The 22,265-nt window shown below is 50.9% G+C and carries 28 protein-coding genes and 1 pseudogene; 15 read left to right on the top strand and 14 right to left on the bottom strand.

Annotated elements, in window-relative coordinates; genetic code table 11:
• Nucleotides 1-49: 49 nt before the first annotated feature.
• Nucleotides 50-943 carry a LysR family transcriptional regulator gene (locus ABDK09_06570; GenBank protein ID XAW87790.1) on the bottom strand — a complete coding sequence of 298 codons (894 nt, stop codon included), beginning with the start codon at nt 941-943 and terminating at the stop codon, nt 50-52.
• Between the two features lie 129 nt (nt 944-1,072).
• On the opposite strand from ABDK09_06570, the gene ABDK09_06575 reads away from it, so the two are divergent.
• The 3 genes from ABDK09_06575 (at nt 1,073) to ABDK09_06585 (ending at nt 3,475) form a co-directional block, all read left to right on the top strand.
• Nucleotides 1,073-1,708 carry an NAD(P)-dependent oxidoreductase gene (locus ABDK09_06575; protein XAW87791.1) on the top strand — a complete coding sequence of 212 codons (636 nt, stop codon included), beginning with the start codon at nt 1,073-1,075 and terminating at the stop codon, nt 1,706-1,708.
• A gap of 445 nt (nt 1,709-2,153) precedes the next feature.
• Nucleotides 2,154-2,876 carry a sulfite exporter TauE/SafE family protein gene (locus tag ABDK09_06580; GenBank protein ID XAW87792.1) on the top strand — a complete coding sequence of 241 codons (723 nt, stop codon included), beginning with the start codon at nt 2,154-2,156 and terminating at the stop codon, nt 2,874-2,876.
• A 164-nt stretch (nt 2,877-3,040) separates the two neighbouring features.
• Nucleotides 3,041-3,475 carry a YccF domain-containing protein gene (locus tag ABDK09_06585; protein XAW87793.1) on the top strand — a complete coding sequence of 145 codons (435 nt, stop codon included), beginning with the start codon at nt 3,041-3,043 and terminating at the stop codon, nt 3,473-3,475.
• 19 nt (nt 3,476-3,494) lie between these two features.
• On the opposite strand, the gene ABDK09_06590 is transcribed toward ABDK09_06585, so the two are convergent.
• On the bottom strand, nt 3,495-4,379 hold the full coding sequence (locus ABDK09_06590; GenBank protein ID XAW87794.1) for a glycerol kinase: 885 nt from the start codon (nt 4,377-4,379) through the stop codon (nt 3,495-3,497).
• Between the two features lie 188 nt (nt 4,380-4,567).
• Between ABDK09_06590 and ABDK09_06595 the strand changes: the two genes are divergently transcribed.
• From ABDK09_06595 to ABDK09_06620, 6 genes are all read left to right on the top strand, one after another.
• Nucleotides 4,568-5,290, top strand: a complete 723-nt coding sequence (locus ABDK09_06595) for a hypothetical protein (GenBank protein XAW87795.1) — start codon at nt 4,568-4,570, stop codon at nt 5,288-5,290.
• A complete protein-coding gene (locus tag ABDK09_06600; GenBank protein ID XAW87796.1) occupies nt 5,244-5,675 on the top strand; it encodes a hypothetical protein in 432 nt (143 codons plus the stop codon). Before ABDK09_06595 ends, ABDK09_06600 begins: the two co-directional genes overlap by 47 nt.
• 150 nt (nt 5,676-5,825) lie before the next feature.
• Nucleotides 5,826-6,902 (top strand): nuclear transport factor 2 family protein, encoded by a 1,077-nt coding sequence (locus tag ABDK09_06605; protein XAW87797.1) that lies wholly within the window; start codon nt 5,826-5,828, stop codon nt 6,900-6,902.
• A gap of 194 nt (nt 6,903-7,096) precedes the next feature.
• Nucleotides 7,097-7,252 (top strand): GntR family transcriptional regulator, encoded by a 156-nt coding sequence (locus tag ABDK09_06610; GenBank protein XAW87798.1) that lies wholly within the window; start codon nt 7,097-7,099, stop codon nt 7,250-7,252.
• Nucleotides 7,203-7,763, top strand: coding sequence for a GntR family transcriptional regulator (locus ABDK09_06615; GenBank protein XAW87799.1), 561 nt, complete (start codon nt 7,203-7,205; stop codon nt 7,761-7,763). Before ABDK09_06610 ends, ABDK09_06615 begins: the two co-directional genes overlap by 50 nt.
• A 257-nt stretch (nt 7,764-8,020) precedes the next feature.
• Entirely contained in the window at nt 8,021-8,632 is a 612-nt protein-coding gene (locus ABDK09_06620; GenBank protein XAW87800.1) for a hypothetical protein, read from the top strand.
• Between the two features lie 7 nt (nt 8,633-8,639).
• Here the strand turns inward: ABDK09_06620 and ABDK09_06625 are convergent.
• Nucleotides 8,640-9,273: pseudogene (locus ABDK09_06625) on the bottom strand (3'-5' exonuclease).
• Between the two features lie 229 nt (nt 9,274-9,502).
• On the opposite strand from ABDK09_06625, the gene ABDK09_06630 reads away from it, so the two are divergent.
• Entirely contained in the window at nt 9,503-11,149 is a 1,647-nt protein-coding gene (locus ABDK09_06630) for a methyl-accepting chemotaxis protein (GenBank protein XAW87801.1), read from the top strand.
• Nucleotides 11,115-11,510, top strand: a complete 396-nt coding sequence (locus ABDK09_06635) for a methyl-accepting chemotaxis protein (protein XAW87802.1) — start codon at nt 11,115-11,117, stop codon at nt 11,508-11,510. Before ABDK09_06630 ends, ABDK09_06635 begins: the two co-directional genes overlap by 35 nt.
• A gap of 103 nt (nt 11,511-11,613) precedes the next feature.
• Here ABDK09_06635 and ABDK09_06640 read toward each other — a convergent pair whose 3' ends face one another.
• Nucleotides 11,614-12,093 carry a phosphate-starvation-inducible PsiE family protein gene (locus tag ABDK09_06640; protein XAW87803.1) on the bottom strand — a complete coding sequence of 160 codons (480 nt, stop codon included), beginning with the start codon at nt 12,091-12,093 and terminating at the stop codon, nt 11,614-11,616.
• Nucleotides 12,094-12,420: 327 nt separating this feature from the next.
• Here ABDK09_06640 and ABDK09_06645 point away from each other — a divergent pair, with 327 nt between their 5' ends.
• On the top strand, nt 12,421-12,690 hold the full coding sequence (locus tag ABDK09_06645; protein XAW87804.1) for a D-fructose-6-phosphate amidotransferase: 270 nt from the start codon (nt 12,421-12,423) through the stop codon (nt 12,688-12,690).
• A 64-nt stretch (nt 12,691-12,754) separates the two neighbouring features.
• On the opposite strand, the gene nadE is transcribed toward ABDK09_06645, so the two are convergent.
• Both nadE and ABDK09_06655 read right to left on the bottom strand, forming a co-directional pair.
• The gene (gene nadE / locus ABDK09_06650; protein XAW87805.1) at nt 12,755-13,711 is read right to left on the bottom strand and encodes an NAD(+) synthase; all 957 of its coding nucleotides are present in this window, start codon (nt 13,709-13,711) and stop codon (nt 12,755-12,757) included.
• 25 nt (nt 13,712-13,736) lie between these two features.
• The gene (locus ABDK09_06655) at nt 13,737-14,864 is read right to left on the bottom strand and encodes a nitrilase-related carbon-nitrogen hydrolase (GenBank protein XAW87806.1); all 1,128 of its coding nucleotides are present in this window, start codon (nt 14,862-14,864) and stop codon (nt 13,737-13,739) included.
• A gap of 228 nt (nt 14,865-15,092) precedes the next feature.
• Between ABDK09_06655 and ABDK09_06660 the strand changes: the two genes are divergently transcribed.
• Complete coding sequence (locus ABDK09_06660; protein ID XAW87807.1) at nt 15,093-15,404, top strand: antibiotic biosynthesis monooxygenase; 312 nt, start codon at nt 15,093-15,095, stop codon at nt 15,402-15,404.
• Between the two features lie 5 nt (nt 15,405-15,409).
• Entirely contained in the window at nt 15,410-15,607 is a 198-nt protein-coding gene (locus ABDK09_06665; GenBank protein XAW87808.1) for a hypothetical protein, read from the top strand.
• A gap of 195 nt (nt 15,608-15,802) precedes the next feature.
• Here ABDK09_06665 and ABDK09_06670 read toward each other — a convergent pair whose 3' ends face one another.
• The 7 genes from ABDK09_06670 to ABDK09_06700 all read right to left on the bottom strand — a co-directional run bounded on the left by ABDK09_06670 (nt 15,803) and on the right by ABDK09_06700 (nt 20,244).
• Complete coding sequence (locus ABDK09_06670) at nt 15,803-16,111, bottom strand: NIPSNAP family protein (protein ID XAW87809.1); 309 nt, start codon at nt 16,109-16,111, stop codon at nt 15,803-15,805.
• A gap of 167 nt (nt 16,112-16,278) precedes the next feature.
• The gene (locus tag ABDK09_06675; GenBank protein XAW87810.1) at nt 16,279-16,677 is read right to left on the bottom strand and encodes an NUDIX domain-containing protein; all 399 of its coding nucleotides are present in this window, start codon (nt 16,675-16,677) and stop codon (nt 16,279-16,281) included.
• Between the two features lie 92 nt (nt 16,678-16,769).
• Nucleotides 16,770-17,651: a cytochrome c gene (locus tag ABDK09_06680; GenBank protein ID XAW87811.1), complete on the bottom strand. Its 882-nt coding sequence runs from the start codon at nt 17,649-17,651 to the stop codon at nt 16,770-16,772.
• A gap of 1 nt (nt 17,652) precedes the next feature.
• Nucleotides 17,653-18,108, bottom strand: a complete 456-nt coding sequence (locus ABDK09_06685) for a cytochrome c (protein ID XAW87812.1) — start codon at nt 18,106-18,108, stop codon at nt 17,653-17,655.
• Nucleotides 18,101-19,273, bottom strand: a complete 1,173-nt coding sequence (locus ABDK09_06690) for a GMC family oxidoreductase (GenBank protein XAW87813.1) — start codon at nt 19,271-19,273, stop codon at nt 18,101-18,103. The genes ABDK09_06685 and ABDK09_06690 overlap by 8 nt, the downstream gene beginning before the upstream one ends.
• The gene (locus ABDK09_06695; GenBank protein ID XAW87814.1) at nt 19,233-19,715 is read right to left on the bottom strand and encodes an FAD-dependent oxidoreductase; all 483 of its coding nucleotides are present in this window, start codon (nt 19,713-19,715) and stop codon (nt 19,233-19,235) included. Before ABDK09_06695 ends, ABDK09_06690 begins: the two co-directional genes overlap by 41 nt.
• Nucleotides 19,716-19,740: 25 nt before the next feature.
• Nucleotides 19,741-20,244: a sugar dehydrogenase complex small subunit gene (locus tag ABDK09_06700; protein XAW87815.1), complete on the bottom strand. Its 504-nt coding sequence runs from the start codon at nt 20,242-20,244 to the stop codon at nt 19,741-19,743.
• Nucleotides 20,245-20,743: 499 nt separating this feature from the next.
• Here ABDK09_06700 and ABDK09_06705 point away from each other — a divergent pair, with 499 nt between their 5' ends.
• Nucleotides 20,744-21,217, top strand: a complete 474-nt coding sequence (locus ABDK09_06705) for a DUF3237 domain-containing protein (protein ID XAW87816.1) — start codon at nt 20,744-20,746, stop codon at nt 21,215-21,217.
• Nucleotides 21,218-21,354: 137 nt separating this feature from the next.
• Here ABDK09_06705 and ABDK09_06710 read toward each other — a convergent pair whose 3' ends face one another.
• Entirely contained in the window at nt 21,355-22,053 is a 699-nt protein-coding gene (locus ABDK09_06710) for an SDR family NAD(P)-dependent oxidoreductase (GenBank protein XAW87817.1), read from the bottom strand.
• Nucleotides 22,054-22,265: the final 212 nt, after the last annotated feature.

Consider the following 22,265-nt stretch of genomic DNA (forward strand, 5'->3'; position numbering starts at 1 on the left):
TTGAGCACAAAGGAAGCGATCGCTTCCTTTTTTCATCTCTGAGTCCCGCTTATCCCGCCACTTTTATATCGTGCTGCCAGCTCTGGGCGAGAAAATCGATAAACTGGCGCACCAGCGGAGTCTGATAACTGCGTGACAGATACACCGCCCATAAACCACTGCTCGGGGAATGATACTGAGGTAATACTCTGACTAATTCGCCACTTGCCAAATAGGGATTGGCCAGGTCACAGGGCAGCCAGACCACACCTTTATGGCTGAGAGCCGCACGACGTAATATCGCCATATCATTGGCACTGATCGTGCCTGAAACTTTGACCGAAAAGTGCTGATTGTCACGCACAAAGTCCCAATGATGATTGGTGAGATGGACAAAGCAGTTGTGCTGCGCAAGATCGGCCGGTTCACTTATACGGTCATGATTGGCCAGATAGTGCGGAGTTGCGCAAACCACGGTATCAACGATGATTAAGCGGCGGGCAATCAGGCTGGCATCCGGTTGCTGGGTAAAGCGTAGCGCCACGTCAACCCGATCATCGACCAGTTGGGACAGGCGGTCTGAGGCCAGAATATCAATCCTTACCTGAGGATGCAGTTCGGTAAATGCCTGCACGGTATCGAGCAGCAGGTGCTGGGCGAGACCTATCGGCGCTGAGATCCGGATGCTGCCGCTCAGTGACTGCGCCTGTTCCAGCGCGCGAATCTCCAGTTCTGCCGTCTGATCGAGGATCTGTTCACAGTGTCTGAGCGCTTCTTCACCGGCAGCGGTCAGGCTGACTTTACGTGTGGTGCGGTGTAATAGACGCTGCCGCAGCCAGTCTTCAACTTCCTGTACATGGCGTGAAACCTGTAAACGGCTCAGATTCAGATTATCGGCGGCTTTGGTGAAACTGTTGGTATTGGCGACTTCAACAAAGCTGCGCATCGCGGTCAGTCGATCCATAGTGATGCCTGATTAGTAACTTAGTTAGATACAATCTACATCATTTATGCGCATTTATCACCGGATCTCGAGCGACTATACTGGTTTGCGTTGATTAAATCTAATTCGATTCCATTGAGGAGTATCAAGATGAAAGTAGCAGTATTCGGTGCAACAGGTTGGATTGGTAGCCACATCGTTGAAGAAGTGAAAGCACATGGTCATGACGTGGTTGCCATTGCCCGTGACCCGTCTAAAGTGACCGCACAAGGTGTCGAAGTGCGCCAATTTGATTTGACCGGTAATGCGCAACTGGCTTCGGTACTGGAAGGCGTGGATGCGGTGATTGCTTCTATCGGTGGCCGTGCGGCGGGTAACCACGAAATCGTTGCCAATACAGCGAAAAACATGCTTGAGCAATTGCCTGCAGCCGGTATTGAACGTCTGCTTTGGGTCGGCGGCGCCGGTTCACTGGAAGTGGCTCCTGGTGTTCAACTGTTCACCGTACCTGACTTCCCGGCTGAATATAAACCTGAATCTCTGGCTCAGGGTGAAGCTTTGCAAGTATTCAAAAACAGCGACAGTGCTGTGCAATGGACCTTCATCTGTCCGGCTGCAGAAATTTTCCCTGGCGATAAACAAGGCGCTTACCGCGTGACTGTCGACCAGTTTATGACTGACGCAGAAGGCAACAGCCGCATCTCTGTTGCTGATTACGCCGCGGCGCTGGTTGATGAGCTCGATAGTGGCGACCATCCACGTCAGCGTATTGGTTTCGCTTACTAATTGGTTAGCAAGTCACGTCGATCGCAAGTGACGCCGAACGCAAACAGTTCGTCAGTACAGATTCGTCCGCCCGTTTGGTAACCCGATTTGCCAACCAGGTGAGACGCAGCCAGCCGCAAGGCTGGCTTTTTTGTGTCTGCTTAACGTGTGTTGCAATTAAATCAGTAAGTGCTCACTTTTTGTCCTGGCTTTAAAATTCAGCGCCGTGTGGCATAAGCGGAAGATAGAGCAGGGGGCGATATTGCCACCGGTGGGCGCCTGAACAGGCAAACGAGTGTCTCAGACCATGAACAGCACTGAATAAATCTAAATGCGACACGTTTTTATTGCGAAAATCGATTAACCTGTTAACGTTCAAAAGTCATGCAACGGCATGACTTTTTTCATTTCTTTCCAGCGTTCGCGGCTTAACAGCAGTTTATTCTGATTATAAAAAGGCATCATCATGGACTATTTTAACAGCACGGTACTTCTTGCTATGTTTCTTATCTTTGTCGGTTCGTTTGTGCAAACGGCGATTGGATTTGGCCTGGCGATTGTTGCCGCACCGCTGCTGATCATGGTGTCGCCTGACTATGTACCAGCACCGATTTGTCTGGTGGCGCTGTTTATTTCGCTGTTGAGCGCCGTTAAACATCGCAGCAATATTTCGATTGGCGGCCTGAAAATGGCGTTGATTGGTCGCATTCCCGGCTCAATTGCCGGCGGCTTACTGCTGGTGTGGGTCTCAACGGAAGTATTAACGCTTTGGCTCGGTTTACTGGTGCTGTTTGCGGTGGCGGTGAGCCTGTTGCCGTTTCGGATTGAACCTACCCCGACCCGGATGGGCATTGCCGGTTTCTTCTCCGGCTTTTTTGGCACCAGCAGTGCGATTGGCGGTCCGCCGATGGCCTTGCTGCTGCAGCATCAGGAAGCCAATCAGTTGCGCGGCAATTTATCCGCTTTTTTTGTCTTCAGTTCAATTATCTCACTGTTGGTGCAGATCCCGACCGGCTTTCTGACCGTGTATCATTTACTGATCACGATTCCGCTTATCCCGTCTGCGTGGCTCGGTTACGCATTGGCGCGCAAAACGACTCAAACCCTGCCGAAAGAAAAAATCCGTTCCGGCGCACTGGTGCTGTGTTTACTGAGTGGCTTGACCGCACTGATTAAAGGTCTGATGTAAGCTATTGTTATGTTGATGAGAAAATATATTGTGCTAGTGAGAGAACAGGTTATCTCAGTAAGCAAACAGTCATTCATCCTGAGTTAATCCTGAGAATGGATAATGATCGGACGCTCCAATGAGCGGATGAGTTAATAACATCATGACAGAGAGGTAAACAGTCAGTGCTGAGAGCAATTGGTAATATTATCTGGTTTTTATGCGGCGGCGTTGTTATGGGCCTGGCGTGGTGGTTTTTTGGCTTGCTGGCGTTTATCAGCATTATCGGTATTCCTTGGGGACGGGCTTGTTTTGTGATCGGGACTTTTTCCTTCTTCCCGTTCGGGCAGGAGGCAATTTCACGGCGTGAACTGAGTGGCGAATATGATATCGGTACCAGCGAATTTGGTGTGATTGGTAATGTGATTTGGTTTCTGCTGGCGGGTATCTGGCTGGCGCTGGGCCATCTGGCTTCAGCGGTGGCGTGTTTTATTACCATCATCGGTATTCCGTTTGCGTTGCAACATCTCAAACTGGCGGTGATTTCTCTGGCGCCGATTGGTCAGACTGTGGTGCCGAAAGAAGTCGCGATGCGCGCCAGATATGGTCAGCGCCGTTAACCCTAAGCGAGCTGACCGCTCAATAAGCGTGAATACCGAAAGCACGCAGCCGTGCGGGCAGAATATCGTCTAACTGCTGCACTTCATCCGGTTCAATTTCAATCAGGTTGAATTGGTGCTCTGTATATAAAGCTCGGGTTTGCTGGCGGTGTTTCTCCTCAATGGGAGCGCCGTCGGTTCCCCAGTACTGGATGTATATTTTACCGCCCGGCAGATAAAAGTCACTCATCACGCTTTTCTCAATCGGCAACGGGCGTTGATAGGCGTGGACTAAGCCGGCTAGATATAACCAGTTGTCAATCAACAGCTCACCGACCGAACGCACGTAATGGCCATCCAGCGTGCGGTGTTTGGCAGCAAACTTATGACGAAAGCTGGTGAACGATTTATCCGTGGCATGCTCATCGGCATCCTGACCGAGAAATTCAATCACCGACTGGCGTAAATGCGGGTTGTGACGGATGGAGTCATGCCAGAAGACAAACTTCTGCTCCGAACCTTTATCTTCTCTCTGCCTGGCCCCGACTCGTAAACCTGATGGCGTGGCAACCCAGCCGGTATCTCCTTTCGTTATCCAGCCCAGTTCACTGAACAGCTGATTAATTTTCTTTGGATTGAGTTTGAAGTAGTCACCCACCTGTGTCGCGCTGAGAGTTTGTCCGCTGGTGGCGCTCAGATCGATGAGTAAATTGTTGGGCCAGACGATAAAAGGTCCGAATTTAGGGTGTTGGGCATACTCACCACCGAACTTGGCGCCGAGGTCGGTTAAGATCCACTGATCGTCAAAACGGTTGATGTAGCCGGCTTTTTTCAAATCGGCGAACAACTGCTTGGCATCGAGATTTCTCTGTTTGGCCAGCGCTGAAGTGGATAGTTTGGCTGAAGTCGAACGTTTGTCTGCCATAAGGCTTGCCTGATTTGCCCGTTTTTATCAGTGTAACCCGCGTGTCGCGCGATGGCAGGGATAATATGGGGAAATTGTGAGCCTGCTGAGTGATTTACAATGTAAACTCTCTCCGCTAGCGCTGAAGTGATTGTGGTTTTCTGCGCTTGATTGGTAGCATGGGCGTAGTTTGGTGCGAGGCAGGCAGAATGGTAAGACGAGCAGCAAAAGTCGCGATACTGGTATTGGCGCTGATGTCAGCTGTGGTGATGTGGCAGCGGGCTCAACTGGCGGTACTGGCCCTGACGCGTACCGATCCGCTGCCCTATACACAAGCATTGGTGACACAGCAGCGCTATGCTGAAGCCGCTGAATATCTCGGCTTTTTTATGCAATATGACTATGTCAGTTCTGATCCCAAAGCACAGGAATTAGCGCACAATATTGCCGCCGTGCGCAGCGAATGGAAGTATCAGTTTGCCAAGTTGCAGCAGGGATTACTGACCGGAACCAGCGATGAAAGCATCGGAATGACGGCCGCTGTGGTGACTGATTTTCTGGTTATCGGCGATTTGCGTGATTTAACCCGTCAAGGGCTTAACCTTGCGCAGGGCGAAGAGGTGGATGAAACTCTGGTCGCTCTGGCATCGCTCGGACTACTTGCCAGTGCCGCACAAATCGTTAGTGGTGCTGGTACGCTGGAAACCGCCGGCGCCGCGACTCCGGTGTTACTGGCCACTACGGCCGGTAAAAGTGCGCTGGTCACACTCAAAGCGGCCAGGAAAGTGGGTAAGCTACCGCCCTGGTTAGCGAAAACCTTAGTCAGTGAAACCAAACTGGCCCGCCAGTCAAAAAACCTGCACGGAGTGTCGGCACTGCTTGGTGATGTCAGCGTACTGGCCAGAAACCCGTGGCGGGTTGCGTCTGCTTAGTCGCAGCGGTAACCGGGCTGAACTGAGCGCTATGGCCAGATTTGCGCAAACCTTTGGCGAGCACAGCGCGACTTTGTACCGCCTCGGAGGGGATGTGGTGCTGCAGATGGCTCATCGCGCACCGCAACTGGGCAAAAGCACCCTGATGCTGGCGGCCACATTCGGCCAGCGCGGATTGAGAGTGCTGGATAACCTCGGGGCGGTCAGATTTACCAAGTATGTCAGCCGGGCAGCGAAGCTCTCCTATAAAGGCGATGTGTTACGTTTACTGGCCAAATGGTTGCTGCAGTTACCGCACTGGTTGCTCATGCTGTTTATCGTCCTGGCGGCTCTGATCTGGTTGCCGTGGCGTTGGATTAAACGTCTTTGGATGCGCAAAGCGTAATCTTGCTGAGTTTTCATTCTAGAACTGCGGGATGTAATGAACATCCCGCGTTACGTCTTATCATTCCTGCTTAACCCCATAAAATGCCAGTCAGGCATCGCAATGCACGTCGCTGTGATGCCCGATAACAACAGCAACAAGGGGAAAGTCATGAGTTTTCAATCCGCACGCCAGTCTTCTGAGCGTGACACCATACGCGAGATGATCGAGCAGTTCGGACAATGCTGGCTGGAAGGCGAAGCGGCTGCTATGCCGCTGCTAATGCAGCAGGAAGTGCAACTCATCAGCCATCAGCACGGTGAGCACAAGGGACGGGATGCTGTTTTACAGGCGCTGAGCCGAGATACGGCCGCTGCGGCTTTACTGGGACAGACGTCCAATCATTATATTGCTGTCGATGGCGATCAGGCTGCCGCGAGTATGTATCTGTTTGGCCTAAAACCAGGTCATAAACGCCAGTATTTCCTGTTTGGTGCCGCGCTGGTGATGCGCTTGCAGCGCCACGAAAACGGCTGGCTGTTTAGTGAAATTCGACTGCAGGTTAACTGGTCACATGGTGACCGAGGCCTGATGTCGCACTGGAAAAATGTACCGGGCGAGCATGGCTGGAAAATGGGTGATGAGCCACCGGTACTGGTGAGTGAGCTGCATTCGCCTTGGGCGCTTTTACCTGATGCTCCAGTGCCGGAATCATTGCCGGAGGCATTATCTGAGCTTTATGCGCGTTACTCATTTGCAGTGGACCAAAATGATATGAGTCTGCTGACGACCGCTTACAGCCAGGATATTTCCGGAGGATTTGCGCCGGTCGGGAATTTTTCCGGCCATGATAAGGTGATTAGCATTCTGAAAAACTTCCGCCATCTGGCTTCGGTCTGGCAGCATTTTGCACACGTGGTACGGGTGGAAGATGAAGGTGACGGTCGCCATGCCAAGATGATCATCGCGCGCATTATTCCTGAGCCCCGGTCGATGAACAAGGTCGCCAGGTGTACGGGGCGCACTATCAGTTGCGGGTACGACTGGAAGATGATCATCAGTGGCGTATCTGCTGGACCGATTATCGTACTGGTTGGTTTACCCAGGATGATGTGCCGGAATTTGATATTGGCCGGGCAACCGCCTGATAAACACCTGTTACAAGCTCATTCGATTGATATGTCGAGTGGGCTTTTGGGATTCTTGATGACAACGTCAGGAGTGAATATGGCTCAAGATTGGATTTAGGAGGGCCATGATATTTGGCGACTATTGGCAACTTTAGAGCGCGCAAGGCAATATATGAAATTTAGTAGTTAGGTATAATGCTCAAATGAATGTTGATATTGAGCATTGGATCACGTCAAGTTGGGTGGAACCGAATTTTCCGTTTGCCGACCATCCTTGATATAATGCTGGTTCAATGTGTATAGAGAGTGTATATGTCTGATCACGAGAAGATTTATAGCAAATTATTGCAAACCATTGTTGAGCATCGGTTGCCTCCGGGCGCACGTTTACCGGAAGACAAACTCTCTGAGGCATTTAATGTCAGTCGTACCGGGATTCGCAAGGTTTCTGCAGCGTCTGGAGATTGAGCGTTTTGTGATTATTCGTCCTAACAAAGGCGCGCAGGTGAACGTGCCGAGTGAGAAAGAAGCCAACGAAGTGTTTGACTCGCGTATTTTGGTGGAGTCAGAGCTGATTCCGGCGTTATTGAAACACTGGGACGGACAACAATCGAAGCGTTTCAGCACTATGGTCGAGCAGGAAAAGCAAGCGGACAGTAACAACGATCTTGCTACCTCTATTCAGTTAACGGCTAAATTTCATTACGAACTGGCTGCGCTGGCCGGCAATTCGATACTCGCCCAGCTGGTCGAGCAGCTCTGCTATCGCTCATCGCTGGTGATCGCCGCGTATGGCTCGCGCAACAGTGTCGGATGTGACTGTGGCGACCACAGTGATCTGATTCGTATTCTGGATGACGGCGAGGTGGCACAGGCGCAAGCCTGGATGCAGAATCATCTGCGCCATATCAAATCATCGCTGCATATTGAGGGTAAGAAAAACGAGGAAATTGATTTCCAGCGTTTGTTCTCCAGTTGACAAAGATGAGTGATACACCTGTATGGGTGGGCATCACGTCCGAATAGTCAGCCTCAACTCAAAATAAAGGGCCACTGTCGAACAAGACATCGGCCCTTTATTTTATTGTCTGGCGACCAGAGGCGCTTAACCAGCCTGATAACGCGGATAGTCGGTGTGCCCTTCGGCTCCGCCGCCATAAAAAGAGCGACGTTTGACTTCCGCCCAAGGCCAACCGAACGTAAGGCGAGGTTGAAAGTCTGGATGAACACCTGAAGTTGTTCAGTGATGATGTGCGCTTGGTGCATGCCGGGACGACACTTTTAGCGGAATATAAAGACGGAATGAAAGCCTGGTTTCAACGTCTGCCGCCGGAAAATGGTTCACACTTCATTGAGCGTTTTGAATTCAAAATGGTAAGCGACCGACTGGCGGTGGTCACCATGAAGGTCGCGTACCAGGCATTGCTGGAAGATGGCCACCTGATCGGTGCAATGATCGATTATTACACCGAAGTGGTGTTTGATGAGGGTGGCCGGGCTTGTTTCCGCTTTATTCAGAAAACGCCGGTAATGGCCAATCCTGCGACTACTTTTACGGCATCATTTGCTGCTAACCGCCGTGAATCTTTCAACGCCTGTTTCATGGGTCGGTTGCTGGCGTGCGATCATGCTGCGCTGCACGCTTTGACTGACGATCAATCGGTGGCTGATAAGCTCAATGCTGTGCTCGGGCATCTATCCTCCCGGCAGATGGCTGAGGCGGAAGTGCTGCCCGGCCAGGGCGAATTGGTGCGGCTGATTGTGCCTGATGATGCGAGCGAATGGTGTTTAACCCTGGCCGAGAAAGGCGGTGCCTATCTCCGTATTACCGACCTGCATCCGGCGTAGAAGCAGTTTACCGGTTGGTTGATAAGCCTGCGCTGCGTCTGAGCAGGGCAGGTATTGCCTGTTTGCTGGTGGTGGCAATGGTTTGCATCAGAGCAAAGCTGGGATTGTGTATTCCTTTCACATTCAGTTCGTTCAGCATCAGCATCCACAAGCGCGCTGTCATTTGCGAGTCCGCCAACGCACGGTGGAAGGTTCCGTCATTTTCAATCTGCTTAAAACGGACTAAATCGCCCAGTTTGTGGGTCGGAGCGTTTTGAATCAGGCGCCTGGCTATCAGCATTGAACAGGCAAACTGACCACCATAGCGGGCATCAATCCGTTCCAGTTTCTGCATCAAGAAAACGCTTATCAAAACTGGCGTTATGAGCCACTAGCGGACTGTCACCGATAAAGTCGGCGAATTCTGCCATCACTTCTGCTGCACTCTCTGCCTGACTCAGCATGGCATTACTGATGCCGGTATAGCTTTCAATAAAGCCGCTGACCCGAAAACCGGGATTCATCAGGCGCTGGAATGTTGCGCTGATTTCACCGTCCACGAGTTTTACCGCACCAATTTCAATGGCACGATCACCCATATTCGGTGAGAGGCCGGTGGTTTCAAAATCGAGCACGATAACGGAATGAGCAGGGTGTGACATGGTAAAGATCCGGTCAGTATAAAAGCTGAATTATACCGAATTACCAGCCCGTTGGCAGCAGGGCTGGATGAGCAACGATGTCTCTGTCACCGTGTGGCGTACGCTATGTATATATTTGATAAGTCGCATATGTCTAACTACACTCAAATCGAAAATGACGGCGAGTTTTTATACTAATTTCATTTCCTTGAAAGGGGCAGGCATGCGAATTCATTCAATTCGGTTGAAGATGATGATACCCATCTTAATTCTGGCGGTGCTGGTATTGGCGGCGGTCGGCTTTATGCAGATCATCACCAAAATAGAAGAACGTGCGATGGATAAGCAGGCTAAGTCTTATTTTGAAGCGATAGCCACTGTGTTGAATGCTGACCGGGATATTTATCAGGCGCGGCTGGCTCAGGCGGAAATGCTATCCAATTATGGCAATCGTGCCGAGCAGCAAAAAGTGTTTGATGAGAATGCGCAACAAGTGTTTGACCGCTTTCAGCTTTTTCGCAACTTACTTAAAGATGAGCCGCAATTAACAGCCCCTTTCAGCAATTTTGAATCCTTGTATCAGACCTGGCTGGCAAGCAGCCAAAGCCTCAACCAGATGTTTACCACCAAGCAGACTCTGGTTGCTCAAATGGAGTCCATCGATCAAGACTTTTACTCATTACGCAATTTACTCGATGTGGCTGAAAAAGAGCTCAGAGCGCACGCAGTTTCAACGGATGGTGCTGTCGTTGACCATGAGCTGATGAAGCGCTATCTGGAGGCCGTTGCTGAAGTGCTTAATGCTGACCGTGATCTTTATCAGGCGAGACTGGCTCAGCAGAAAGCGCTGACCAACATCGGAGATCAGGCGCAAAACCGTGAAGAATTTGAGCGGAATGCGTTAGAAGCAATGGGGCGGGTACAATCTTACATGACATTGATGTCCAATGAGCCCGATTATGTCAGGCCGTATGCCCGGTTTAACGAGATTTTTGCTGGCTGGCTTAAACGCAGTGAAGCTCTGTTTGACTCGAAAGTCTTGGCGTTATCGCCGGGGCATCAGGATATCCTGAGTCAGAGTGATGAGAGTTTTGCTGCCATTAGGGAGTTACTCGACAAGGGTGGTGAGGCTGTGCGTGATCATGCGCGTTTAATGGAACAGCAAACTGCTCAGGAAGTGGCGCAGTATCAGAAACTGGCTTTGATCGTAGTGGCGATTGGTTTTGTGATAGCGTTCGGGATTGGTTATTACATGCCTAAGCGCATCACCGAAAACGTCAACAGCGTGTCACGGCGGATCAAAGAGATCTCTGAAGGGGACGGCGATCTGACCGCGCGGATCAATTCGCAATCCAAAGACGAACTGGGCGATCTGTCACGGGAATTCGATCAGTTTGTTACCAAGCTGCAAGGGATCATGCGCATTATTCAGGAAAAAAGCGCGGCTGTGGGGGACTCGACCCATGAGCTGGAAAAAGTCGCTGATACAGTGAATCAGATTACCCCGGTGTTGGTTGACTCCAGTGATTCGATTGTCAGTGCGGCGAGCGAGATGTCGGCGTCTAATGAGCAGGTGGCGAATGTGGCGTCTGAGACGTCCAATGAATCAACCAATGCTGCCGATCATATTCAGCAGGGGCGGGGCGTGATCAGTTCATCGCATAAAAGTATTGATGAGCTGGTGCGTAATATCGACGTAACCATGAATAAAGCCCAGGATCTGGAGAACAATTCAGTATCGATTTCATCGGTACTGGAAGTGATTCGTGGTATTGCTGAGCAAACCAATCTGCTCGCTCTCAATGCTGCGATTGAAGCCGCACGTGCCGGTGAATACGGCCGGGGCTTTGCGGTGGTGGCGGATGAAGTTTCGCGCCCTGGCAACGCAAACCGGTGAGAGCACCAACAAGATTGAAGAGATGATCAGCCAGCTGACACACAGCGTTAATGAGGCTTTTACCAGCATTAAAATGAGTAAGGAAAATGCCAACCAGACCGTCGATAGCTTCAACCAGGTTGTTGAAGTCTTTGATGCACTGAGCCGGTCGATGAACAATGTACGGGAATTGTCGGAGCAGACTGCGCTGGCAACTCAGGAGCAGGCTACGGTATCGAATGACATCAACAAGAACATGATCGCAATGAAAGACCAGACCGATGGGGTTGATCAGGCGTCGAAACAGATTCATCGCCAGTTTAGTGCATTATCGAATTTGTACCGTGAACTGGATGAACAGGTGTCGAAATTCCGAGTGTAAACAGCATTTCGAGTGTAAACAGAAAACAACTTAGCCTATAAAAACGCCCGGACGCAAAACATAAGTCCGGGCGTTGTTGTCTCTTGTTCACGATAACGGGATATCAGGATGAACGTTTGTCCGAATTAGGTGGTGTCACTTCGCTGTCCGGTTTATCAAAGTAGGCGGCGAAACCACTGCGGGTCGGTTTATACGGCCAGTAATGATGACCCACTCGGATCACCAGGGTTGCCAGCGCCAGAATCAACGCAGCCAGAGACAGCCAGACAATAAATACCCCATCAATCTCTTTCATCCCCAGAGTGATGTAACGGGCAATAGCCATGATCGCGATATAGATAGGATAGCGAACCGGTATTTTTCCGTGCGAGACGAACTGGTGCACCATAGTGAGCACTTCCAGATAGATAAACATCAGCAGAATATCGGTCAACAGCACCGCCTGGGCAGTAAAGATATGCTTAAATTCATTGGCGATGGCGAATAACGTCGCCAGTGTTATCGCGACCAGTAATACGGCCTCGATAATATGGTAAACCTTCAGAAACAGTTGGGTGAATTTTTTGGATAGTGACGATTCCATTGCTTTACATCCATATCATTAACATTAATGCCATAGTAAGAGGTCTGGGTTGGATTGGCGAGATTTATTGATAATTCAGCCGATTGATGATGCTTTGGCCTGAGCAGACTAGCGAACGGATATTGCAGCTCAGTGACTGTGCCGGTTTTTCTTTTCCAGTGGATGGCTATTTTCATCAGTGGATGGCTATTTTCTCCGTGGATAAAATGGCAGCAGTTAGTAAATCTAATTTTGCATAGTTTCAAATTTAAATATTACTGTAAATCAAAAAATAGCCGCTAGAACAGGAGTAGGTTGGATGGGATTGGTTTATTTGAGGGAGTAAAGATGACCACATTCAAAGTATTTCTCAGAGACATGTTGGGTTTAGTTTTGATTCTTTCTGCGGTGCTGGCATTGTTTAGTCTGTTGTTGGATCTGACCGCGCTGTTTGCCTATCTTCATCATGATTCAGGCCATGCTTCACTGCTGTTGCATGAGTCTTATTATCTGTTGGTGTTTTTTATTCCGCCCTATTTCATCGGCAAATACATCAACCGGGCCGAGGTGGTGCAAGCGGTGGAAGATTTTCTGCTGATGAAAAGTAAGCAGTCATAATACCTCTCCTGCCGCGGACAATATGACCTTTGCTGTCGGGAGCAAAGGTCATCTCCAGAGGGCTTTATAGCCCGGGCAGATCTAACCGCAAATACTGGTACTGACCGGATTCAAGGTAGGCCAACTCTTCCTGATAGCCAGAACTGAGCAGAGGAAAACGCTTGTAGGTTTTCGGATCCAGGCTGTTGGCTTCAATATGAAACCCCGGTGCCTGTCTGTCGCGTTTCCACTGGTTACGAAACAGTAACTTGAAAAACTTCACGGTGTAATCAGCCATCAGCGATTTGTCTATCGCGGAAAATTCTTCGGTCATCGTTTCAAAAGTATCACGGGGCGGCATCCCGGCCTCGAGGGTGAGAAATACCATGCGATCCAATACATCAAACGGCATTAAGTCGTCCTCATCGCGCTGCTCCCCCGGACGAAGCTCAGCGGTCGGGCGCTGATTATTAATGTAGGACAGGGCACTGAGCTTCATGGTTTGACCATCCTGAGAGCAGAAACCGTGACGCTCAAGCCACAACAGTAACTTGAGAATACGCGTCTTGGTGACGCCGCAGATGGGCGCCAGCACGCCGGATGAATCGCCATCCATGGTGCAGTAACCGACCGCGCCTTCAGACATATTGCTGGTGGTGAGCAGCAGCTTGTTTTCGAGGTTGGCGATAAACCAGATGCTCGGAGAACGCACCCGGGCCTGAATATTTTGCAGGGCGATATCATGTTCCTGCCAGTTGAGATCGAGCGCAGTGGCTTTGGCCACCATGGCTTGGTAGTTATCAACCGCTGCACTGATATCCAGGCTGAGAAACTTTGCGCCAAAAGATTGTGCGACTTTTTGCGCCGCTTCGCGCGTAACCGGTCCGCTGTTCGCGCTGGCCTGGTAAGCGGTGGTGAGCATATTGGCCATGATGGCGCGCGCGGTTTTCAGTACTACTTGCTGGCAATCTGCGCCCGTTGACTGCTTGTCAAATTCGCTGATGCGCTGGCTGGTGAGAAATTTACTCAGATGTGCTGGCAACGTACATTGGCTGCCTGCTGCGGTTTTAGCGATGCGTTTCTCTTAGTTCAAATACCACGGAACAGTACACACTGCTGGCGACCAGAGCGGAATCGGCGCCGCCGCTGAGCGACAAGGCGTAACCGTCGGTGGCGGTTTTTTTCAGCCAGTCACGCAGGCCAAGGGCGATGGCACGCAACGCTTCTTCATGTTCCTCATGTTCGCTCTCCTCCCAGGGGTGGTTCAAGGGCATCGGCGTCAGTTTGTGCATCAATTCGCTGTCGTTTAATCCCACCTCAATGACCTGCTCGGAATCAAAATCATGCACCTCAAAGTAGCGCTGACTGTTACTGATCTGGCCGATACGGCTGCGTGACAGATCGACATCGGCACAGACCACTTCTACGTCACTCATGTGCAGTCGCTCTCCTTTGGCCACCAGAGCTCCGTCGACAGCGATCATGGCACCGGCATCATAGATAGCCCGACCTGATTCGCAGCCGGACAGATTCGACAGTACGTAGCAAGCGGAGTAGACGCGGCTGGACTCTTCAACCAGACGTTTACGGGTTCGAAACTTACCGATCGCGAAGTGACTGGCGCTGGGGTTGGCGATGACATCGACGCCCTGGTTAAAAAAGCGCTCTGAAGTGCGGTTGGCAACCCACGCATCTTCACAGATTTCAAACCCGACTTTTACCCCGTTGATTTGGTAAACCGGGTTGCCAATCGGGGTGGGTGTTTGCATCCCGTCTAGCTGCACGGCGCTGTTTTTACTGCCGGTCCAGGGCGTGAACCAGCGCTGCTCATAGTGCAGGCCGTTGGCCGCCAGATTGCGTTTTAACGACATACCGTGAATGCCTTTGCGGGTCACCAGGGCGACCGCGTTATAAATGCGGTTGTTGATCATAACAGGCAGGCCGACGGAGACCGCCATACTGCGCGGGATGAAACGTGCCAGATCGCCGACACTTTTGAGGGCACGCCGGGCGACATGCGGGCTGTGGAAAAAATCTTCACAGCCGTAACCGGATATCGACAGTTCAGGTGTGATCAGCAGCGTCGCACCGCTCTGGTGGGCGAGTTCAATTGCTCGTTTTATGTTGGCCAGATTACCACTCCAGTCCATTGGAGTTTGGTTGAGAGAACAGGAACTGATGCGCAGTGTGGTCATAGTGAATCCTTTCTTGTGTCGCAATAAGGGCTTAGCGATGCTTTACCTGATTAATTGTATATTATTTGCACGCTTCATGGGCGCCTATTCAGGCTCATCCTGAATTCTCGCCTTTCCCCCCGATTTAGTGGCTAAGCTGCCCGGACGATCATAGTTCGTTGCATAGCGAAGTGTTTGTTTTTGAGAGTCGCTATATTCAGCTCTGTCATAATATGAAGAGGATGCAACATGATCGCGGTTCTTTTTGAAGCGCAGGCAATGCCTGAGCAGCAACAGCGTTACTTTGAGGTGGCAGCACAGCTCAAACCTTTATTACAAGATGTTGAGGGCTTTATTTCGATCGAACGATTCAGATGTACCAGTAACCCGGATAAGTTTATTTCGTTGTCCTGGTGGCAAAATGAACAGGCCATACTGGACTGGAAACAAAACAGTGCGCATCAGCAGGCGCAGCATGAAGGCAAGGTAAGCATATTCAGCCATTACACGATACGGATTCTGACGCTGAGCAGAGAGTACGCTTGGCAACCGCAGGAGTAATCACTATGTATGATATTCATATTATTTTGGCTGATGTGCCCGGGGAACTTGCTCGTATGGGGGAAATTCTCGGTGAAAATGGCATCGGACTTGAGGGAGGCGGCGTTTTTTCTTCCCAGACGGGAAGCCATGCCCACTTTCTGGTCGAAGAGGGCGAAACGGGCCAGAGCTGTCCTGGAGAATCATGGCTTTATGGTGGTTGATGTCATCAAGCCCCTGATACGCAGACTGCGTCAGGAACGGCCGGGTCAGCGCTGCTGACCTTTCTGGAGCAGCAGCGCTGGATAGAAAGAGTGCCCGGATATCGTGAAGTGGTGATAAGCGCCAGAGGCCGTGCAGCCTTGGTACAGCAATTTGACGTTAGTTTCGATGCCGAGAGCCAACGCTGACCTTGCTTGTCAGTTACCGAGTAAAGGGCGCATGAAGCTGCGTTCATAGCTCAGTACGCAATCTGTCTGTTCGGCATACTCAAAAGCGGCTTGGCAGTCAGGATCGGTCACGGAGTCGTGACGATATTGTTCATAGGCGGCTAAGGACGAAAATGAGAACAGCGCCAGAGTAATATTGTTGGCGCCCTCGGCCGGCAGAAAGTAGCCATGGTGCGTGCCACCAAACTTCTCCATCAGCGGAATCCACATCCGCGCATAACGTTCAAATTCAGCGATTTTTTTCGGGTCGATAACGTATCTGACGTGACAGGTGATCACTGTGCCTCCCTGATAAGTGATTAGGAGCTTATCATCATAAGTTTGGGCGGCGGGTCGAAAAACCAAGCCGCGCCAGGTCAAGGATAAGTGTGTGTTCCGCTTAGTTTCCGCGCTTCGTTTCTTATTTTGGTTTACTTTGGCTTAGTTCCGCGTCGTTTTCACTGCAGCTAACGGATCAACCCTTGTTCAAGTAATTCAGGGAAGACGTAAGATTTGAAAATGGTCGAGATATTGGCTTGAGCGACATTGGTGCTGTTAACCCACTTTATTTCGGCGATTTCTGCACTGGCTTTTATCTCGCCCTGATAACGATGAACCGTAAACACGCTCATTTCCAGTTCTATCTGATCATGGCCGGATGCGTTGGCGGTGTAGACGTTATAAAACGCAATATCTGCTTCAGTCAGGGTAATACCAATTTCTTCATTGAGCTCGCGGATCAGCGCTTGCTGAGCCGATTCTCCTGCTTCTGGTTTGCCACCGGGAGCAAAAAAGACGTCTTTGCCTTTGGAGCGAACGACCAGCAGAGCGCCGTTCTGAATGATGATACCAGCTGATTTTTTCATGTGTCCTCATGGTTCAAATGTGTGGATGACGATTACCGCCCATCGGAAAGGGATAAAAAAACACCGCTTCAGTGAAGCGGTGTTTGATAAGGTTACTTGGCTTTACGACGTCTGCGCAGCCACAGCAGTGCGATCACGACCACTACAGCGCCGACGCCCATGCCCACTCGGGACAGCATCAGCAGTGGTGATGTCTCGCCACCGGCGCGCAGAGTTTTGACCCGCTCAGTGCTGATGGTGACATCACTCTGGCCAATCTCTGCCATCAGATAATTGGTCACCGCAGCGACTTGAGCATCAGTCATCTCGGATTCAAAACCCAGCATGCCCTGATCTTTCTCTGGCCACACTCCTTCCAGAATCACCATCGCCACGTTATCGGCGGTTGGTTTGTTGAGAATCGGATGACCTTGCAAAGGCGGTAAACCGTTCAGGCCACGGCCTGATAAGTTATGGCACGATGCACAGTTATTGACGTACAGGGTTTCGCCTTCACTCATGTTGGCCAGGGCCTGCGGTGTGTCATCACCTTCGACCTTGGTCAGAGTTGCAGGCTGAGCGGCCGCAGCGTGATACTCGCCGCCTTCCGGCAGCAGGTAAGTGGCAATGGCTGACAGATCATCAGACGTCATGCGTGAGAAGCTTTTATCAATCGCTTCCAGCATCGGACCTGCCGCGGTGGCACCATTACCTGCATGGCCGGTGGCCAGATACTGAGTCAGCATTTGGTGGGTCCAGTACGGCTTGCCTTGCAACGCTTCAGCGGTGATATCCGGTGCATACCAGGTGCCCAGTGACGTGCCCTGCAGGTATTTGTCCTGCTGCTCTGCCATCAGGAAGTTACGCGGAGTGTGACAGGTGCTACAGTGTGTCAGACCCTGCACCAGATAAGCGCCGCGGTTCCACTCGTCAGATTGAGTGCTATCCGGCTGGTATGCTTGGTCGTCCAAAAACAGCAGGTTCCACGCCGCCATGCTAAAGCGCAGGTTGAACGGGAAACGGCAGTTTGGTCTCTGCCGGTTTCACATCCACTGGCTCTACGCCGTGCATAAAGTACGCGTACAGAGCAGAGACATCTTCGTCGGTCAGTTTCGCGTAAGCAGTATAAGGCATTGCCGGGTAAAGCTGGCTGCCATCGCCGCGTACGCCTTCACGCAGGGCCGCTGCAAATTGCTCTTCGCTGTAGTTACCGATACCGGCCGTTTTAGACGGGGTAATGTTGGTACTGTAAATGGTGCCCAGCGGGCTGCCGATAGCATGGCCGCCGCTGAATTCAGCCTGACCTTCTTCGGTGTGGCAGGCGCCACAGTCGCCGGCGATCGCCAGGTATTCCCCCTGTTTAATCAGAGTATCCTGATCGGCTGCCTGGGCGTTACCCAGTGCCAGAGTCAGTGCGCCTGCGGTCAACAAACTTCTCCAGTATTTAGCCATGTTGAGTCTCCTGAAGAATTTTATCTGCTGTACGCAGAGCCAGCGCCATTGCAGTCAGCGTCACGTTACAGGTTCCGACGGTTGGCATTACACCAGTACCGACCATAAACAGGTTTTCGTGGTCGTGTGAACGACCCCACTGGTCGGTCACGCTGGTGGCCGGATCCAGACCCATCGACAGAGTACCTGTGATGTGCTGACGGTTTTTGAACTTGCCTTCTTTACTGTGTTTGATGTTGGTCGCACCCAGTTTGGCGGCGATTTCATCATAGTACTGGTAGGTTTTTTCTGTGCCGCGTTGCACGTAGCCATCGGCATCTTTCACGTTCCAGAACATGGACGGAGTCGGCAGACCAAGCGCATCTTTGTTGCTGCTCAGTGTGACGCGGTTGTTTGGATCCGGCAGTTGTTCCAGACAGTTTTTCAGGCTCATACGACGTGCTGCGCGGAAGCGGATTTCTTCCTGCAGTTTCTTGCCGAACAAGCCTTCAGCCAGTACTTCTTTGGTGACTGCTGCCAGCTTGGACGAGTTAGAAATATCGATACGGAACGGCGCATGTTCACTGCGGAACTCGCCGTCACGGAACTGACCGATAGAGCACGGGCTGACCGGACCACGACCAGGCCACACTTCTTCATCCACGTCGAAAGTAATACCAATTGCCGGGTGATCACACAGGTTACGACCCACGTTGTCCTGTGAGTTGGCGATACCCTGCGGGAACTTGTCACTGACAGACATCAGCAGCAGTTTTGGTGTTTCAATCGCGTTGGCTGCCAGGACGAAAGTTTCACCAGTCACGCGGTGACTGACTTTGTTCCAGTCATAGTAGTTTACTGCGACAATGTTGCCTTGCTCGTCATGTTCCAACTGATACACCACCGCTTCGGTAATCACTTCAACACCGCTGTTCACCGCTTCTTGCGCGGCTAGACCACCGTGATATTGCGCATCGATTGGACAAATCGGCATACAGTTGTTGTTACCACAACAAGCCGGACGGCCATCATAGCTGCGGCTGTTACGGCCGGTGCTGTCATCGATAACTTCAAACTCAGGCGCCAGGCGCTCGGTGACGCGGCGTTGCAGGTAAGAGGCCGGGACGGCTTCCATCGGGAATGGCTTACTGCGCGGCGAAACCGTTGTTCGGTGAACCACCGACACCGGCGATCACTTCCGCCTGGTAGTAGTAATCTTCCAGATCTTCATAGCCAATCGGCCAGTCTTTACCGACACCATATTGGCTGCGCTGGCGGAAATCGTTTGGCAGAAAACGCCACAGCTGTGCAGCCCAGTGCCAGCTGGTACCACCAAACATGCGGATATACTGTGCAGAGAAAGGGTTTGGACCCGCCTGGTGCAGATAGTCGTTCGGCTCCGGCGTGTAACGCGGATGCGGTGCCATTGGTGAGAATGGATAAGGTGACATAAAGTCAGATTTAAACGCGGATGTGCGGTAGCGCTCAACCAGCTCATCGCGGTCCAGTTTTGGGCCTGACTCCAGCACCAGGACAGATTTGCCTGCTTTGGCAAGACGGGTGGCAAGCAACGAGCCATTAATGCCCGCGCCGATAACCACAACGTCGGCGGAATTTTTATTATTCATAACGACATAACTCTTGTGAAAGATTTTAAGGCTGTTGTGCCCAGCTACCAACCGGACCGTACGAGAAGCTTGGCGGCACGACTTTGTCGCTCACCAACTGGTTGGCCAGATTGTTGATGTAAGTGACATACAGGGCATCAAAGCCGGTGCCGACAACGCCGTTGTACCAACCGCTGAGAATTTCTTTCGCTAACTGTTCGCTGTCGGCGTGCGCGTCACCAAAAGCCAGTCGCTCTTGTTGCAGTAGCTCAGGTTGGCTTTGTAACAAAGTTTTGAGTTGGGTCAGGCTGGTCGCGAAATCTTTCTGGGTCTTATCCAGCGCGATAACCAGTGCGTGTGCTACCGTTTCGTTGAGTGAGTCCAGGCCCGTCAGTGAGCGTGAAATCTGGATAAAATCATCCAGCCCAGGCAGCTTGGCCTCCGGTTGTGCTGCATGCAGGGGAGACAAAGGCAGCAGCTGTCCAGCCGCTCCGGCAATTGTCACTACCCCGACCATTTTCAGCACTCGACGGCGTGAATAGTTTGTCATAATAGTTTCCAGTGAAGGTGTGCCACCTACAGAAATGCGGGTGACTGAGTGAGCGTCATCTTATTGTAGTTGTATTTAGATTCTGTGGCGTTTTGATAGTTTTAACATGACTGGCTTCAGGCCATTTTGATGCCATTATTTGCATTTAAGGCCGGGTGGTTATTCTCAGCGCCTACTATCAAATCGGTGGCGATACTAGTAAACAGCTCTCAAAAATACAATACAAAACCAACAAAATAAGAACATTTAATCACCATGAATTTTCATTTATTATAATTGTTAATTTAATTTTATTAATTCATTATTTTTGTGAATGTTAATGAGGTTATTGCCTGATAAAACAGGCGGTGAGAGCCATTTAAAATGGACTAAAATACATCTTTTATTTTAATTAAACTTGCCGTTCGGATAGACAAAGGAAATGTGAAATTGTCTCAACTTGCTCGGTTTTGAACCCTGTGTTACCTATACATGACCTTTCACTGTTAATCCCAGAAAAATGCCACAACCAAAACTCGAATTTTCATTCCGTATCGAAATCCAGGTATCCAAACCCGTTGTCGTCAGTAACGATAAAGAATTAGGCAAACGCCAGCTGATCCCGATCGAATCCGGAGTGGTCAGCGGTGCGCTGAGCGGAAAAGTACTGCCTGGCGGTATCGACAGCCAGATCATCGATAAAGACGGCTTGTGCCGCTTATCGGCCCGTTATGCGATTGAAACCGATCAAGGGCAGACCTTTTATATTGAAAACAACGGCATTCGCCGTATTCCTCAAGAGTGGCGCGAGCAACTGTTTTCGGATGATATGAGTTTCTTCAATCAACTCGCGCCGGAGGAAATCTATTTTAAAACCACGCCAAACTTTGAAGTCTACAGCTCTGAGTTGAAGTGGCTGACGGAAAGTTTGTTCGTCTGCAGTGCTCAGCGCAGTGCCACGGGTGTCTTCCTGGATATGTACCAGGTTCAGTAACCTGGTCATTCTCAACAGCAGTCCGCTGATATTGATATAAAGGCAGACTGCTTCGCTTGTGCGATCAGGCTTTTTACACCGCAGCGCGCATCCCGCCATCAACGAAAATAAGCTGACCGTTGACAAAGTTGGAGGCATCAGAGGCGAGATATACCGCGGTGCCGATCAGCTCTTGCAGTTTCGCCCCAGCGTTTCGCCGGAGTTCGGTTGCACAGCCAGGCGGTAAACGCCGGGTCGTCGACCTGGCTTTGCGTCATGTCTGATTTAAAATAGCCCGGTGCAATGGCATTGACCTGGATATTATGTTTGGCCAGTTCGACACACGCACCGCGGGTGAGCATTTTCACCGCGCCTTTCGATGCCGCGTACGGAGTGATGGTTTCGCGGCCGAGTTCTGCCTGCATCGAAGCGATGTTGATGATTTTACCCGCCTGACGCGGAGCCATGGCTCTGGCAACGGCCTGAGTGCACAGGAAAACGCCTTTCTGATTCACCTCAATGACTCTGTCCCAGTCGGCTTCCGGAAAGTCCAGTAACGGGTGACGGCACTGAATGCCGGCATTATTGATTAATACGTCGATTGGCCCCAGTTCCGATTCGATAAATTCAACCGCTTGTACTATCTGTTCCGCCTGAGTGACATCAAAGGCAACGGCCTCAGCACGGTAGCCCTGGTCACGTAATTTCGCTGCCGCTTGCTGGGCGACAGCCAGTTCACGGTTGTTGACAAAAATTCTCGCGCCGTGGGCTGCCAGTCCTTCAGCCAGTGCGTAACCCATACCACGGTTAGCACCCGTGATTAGAATGTTTTTCGATGATAAGTCAAACAGGTTCATTGTTACTCTCCATAGATAAAGCGGCGAAACCTGGATTAAGCCGGTAAGTCCCGTGCTGAGAGATGCGCATGCGTGTTCTCATCCTGTAATCTCAGACGGATATTTTACAAAATACAACCGATTGTATTTTGGGTGTAAAGGTTGGTTCAATACCAGAGACAAGATAGGAAAATGTGACTTAGTGTGTTTTTTGTACAGGTTGTACTGCTCTT

Origin of the sequence: Vibrio sp. CDRSL-10 TSBA (genome assembly GCA_039696685.1) — a bacterium.
GTDB lineage: Bacteria > Pseudomonadota > Gammaproteobacteria > Enterobacterales > Vibrionaceae > Vibrio.

Bases quoted from the DNA above. Each gene is read 5' to 3' on its own strand.
- ABDK09_06660 (XAW87807.1), top strand. From the start codon at position 15,093: ATGATCGCGGTTCTTTTTGAAGCGCAGGCAATGCCTGAGCAGCAACAG.
- ABDK09_06635 (XAW87802.1), top strand. From the start codon at position 11,115: ATGAAGTTTCGCGCCCTGGCAACGCAAACCGGTGAGAGCACCAACAAG.
- ABDK09_06700 (XAW87815.1), bottom strand. From the start codon at position 20,244: ATGACAAACTATTCACGCCGTCGAGTGCTGAAAATGGTCGGGGTAGTG.
- ABDK09_06710 (XAW87817.1), bottom strand. From the start codon at position 22,053: ATGAACCTGTTTGACTTATCATCGAAAAACATTCTAATCACGGGTGCT.
- ABDK09_06570 (XAW87790.1), bottom strand. From the start codon at position 943: ATGGATCGACTGACCGCGATGCGCAGCTTTGTTGAAGTCGCCAATACC.
- ABDK09_06705 (XAW87816.1), top strand. From the start codon at position 20,744: ATGCCACAACCAAAACTCGAATTTTCATTCCGTATCGAAATCCAGGTA.
- ABDK09_06675 (XAW87810.1), bottom strand. From the start codon at position 16,677: ATGAAAAAATCAGCTGGTATCATCATTCAGAACGGCGCTCTGCTGGTC.
- ABDK09_06575 (XAW87791.1), top strand. From the start codon at position 1,073: ATGAAAGTAGCAGTATTCGGTGCAACAGGTTGGATTGGTAGCCACATC.
- ABDK09_06655 (XAW87806.1), bottom strand. From the start codon at position 14,864: ATGACCACACTGCGCATCAGTTCCTGTTCTCTCAACCAAACTCCAATG.
- ABDK09_06600 (XAW87796.1), top strand. From the start codon at position 5,244: ATGTCAGCGTACTGGCCAGAAACCCGTGGCGGGTTGCGTCTGCTTAGT.
- ABDK09_06685 (XAW87812.1), bottom strand. From the start codon at position 18,108: ATGGCTAAATACTGGAGAAGTTTGTTGACCGCAGGCGCACTGACTCTG.
- ABDK09_06695 (XAW87814.1), bottom strand. From the start codon at position 19,715: ATGAATAATAAAAATTCCGCCGACGTTGTGGTTATCGGCGCGGGCATT.
- ABDK09_06680 (XAW87811.1), bottom strand. From the start codon at position 17,651: ATGGCGGCGTGGAACCTGCTGTTTTTGGACGACCAAGCATACCAGCCG.
- ABDK09_06640 (XAW87803.1), bottom strand. From the start codon at position 12,093: ATGGAATCGTCACTATCCAAAAAATTCACCCAACTGTTTCTGAAGGTT.
- ABDK09_06595 (XAW87795.1), top strand. From the start codon at position 4,568: ATGGTAAGACGAGCAGCAAAAGTCGCGATACTGGTATTGGCGCTGATG.
- ABDK09_06605 (XAW87797.1), top strand. From the start codon at position 5,826: ATGAGTTTTCAATCCGCACGCCAGTCTTCTGAGCGTGACACCATACGC.
- ABDK09_06665 (XAW87808.1), top strand. From the start codon at position 15,410: ATGTATGATATTCATATTATTTTGGCTGATGTGCCCGGGGAACTTGCT.
- ABDK09_06615 (XAW87799.1), top strand. From the start codon at position 7,203: ATGTCAGTCGTACCGGGATTCGCAAGGTTTCTGCAGCGTCTGGAGATT.
- ABDK09_06645 (XAW87804.1), top strand. From the start codon at position 12,421: ATGACCACATTCAAAGTATTTCTCAGAGACATGTTGGGTTTAGTTTTG.
- ABDK09_06610 (XAW87798.1), top strand. From the start codon at position 7,097: ATGTCTGATCACGAGAAGATTTATAGCAAATTATTGCAAACCATTGTT.
- ABDK09_06580 (XAW87792.1), top strand. From the start codon at position 2,154: ATGGACTATTTTAACAGCACGGTACTTCTTGCTATGTTTCTTATCTTT.
- ABDK09_06630 (XAW87801.1), top strand. From the start codon at position 9,503: ATGATGATACCCATCTTAATTCTGGCGGTGCTGGTATTGGCGGCGGTC.
- ABDK09_06590 (XAW87794.1), bottom strand. From the start codon at position 4,379: ATGGCAGACAAACGTTCGACTTCAGCCAAACTATCCACTTCAGCGCTG.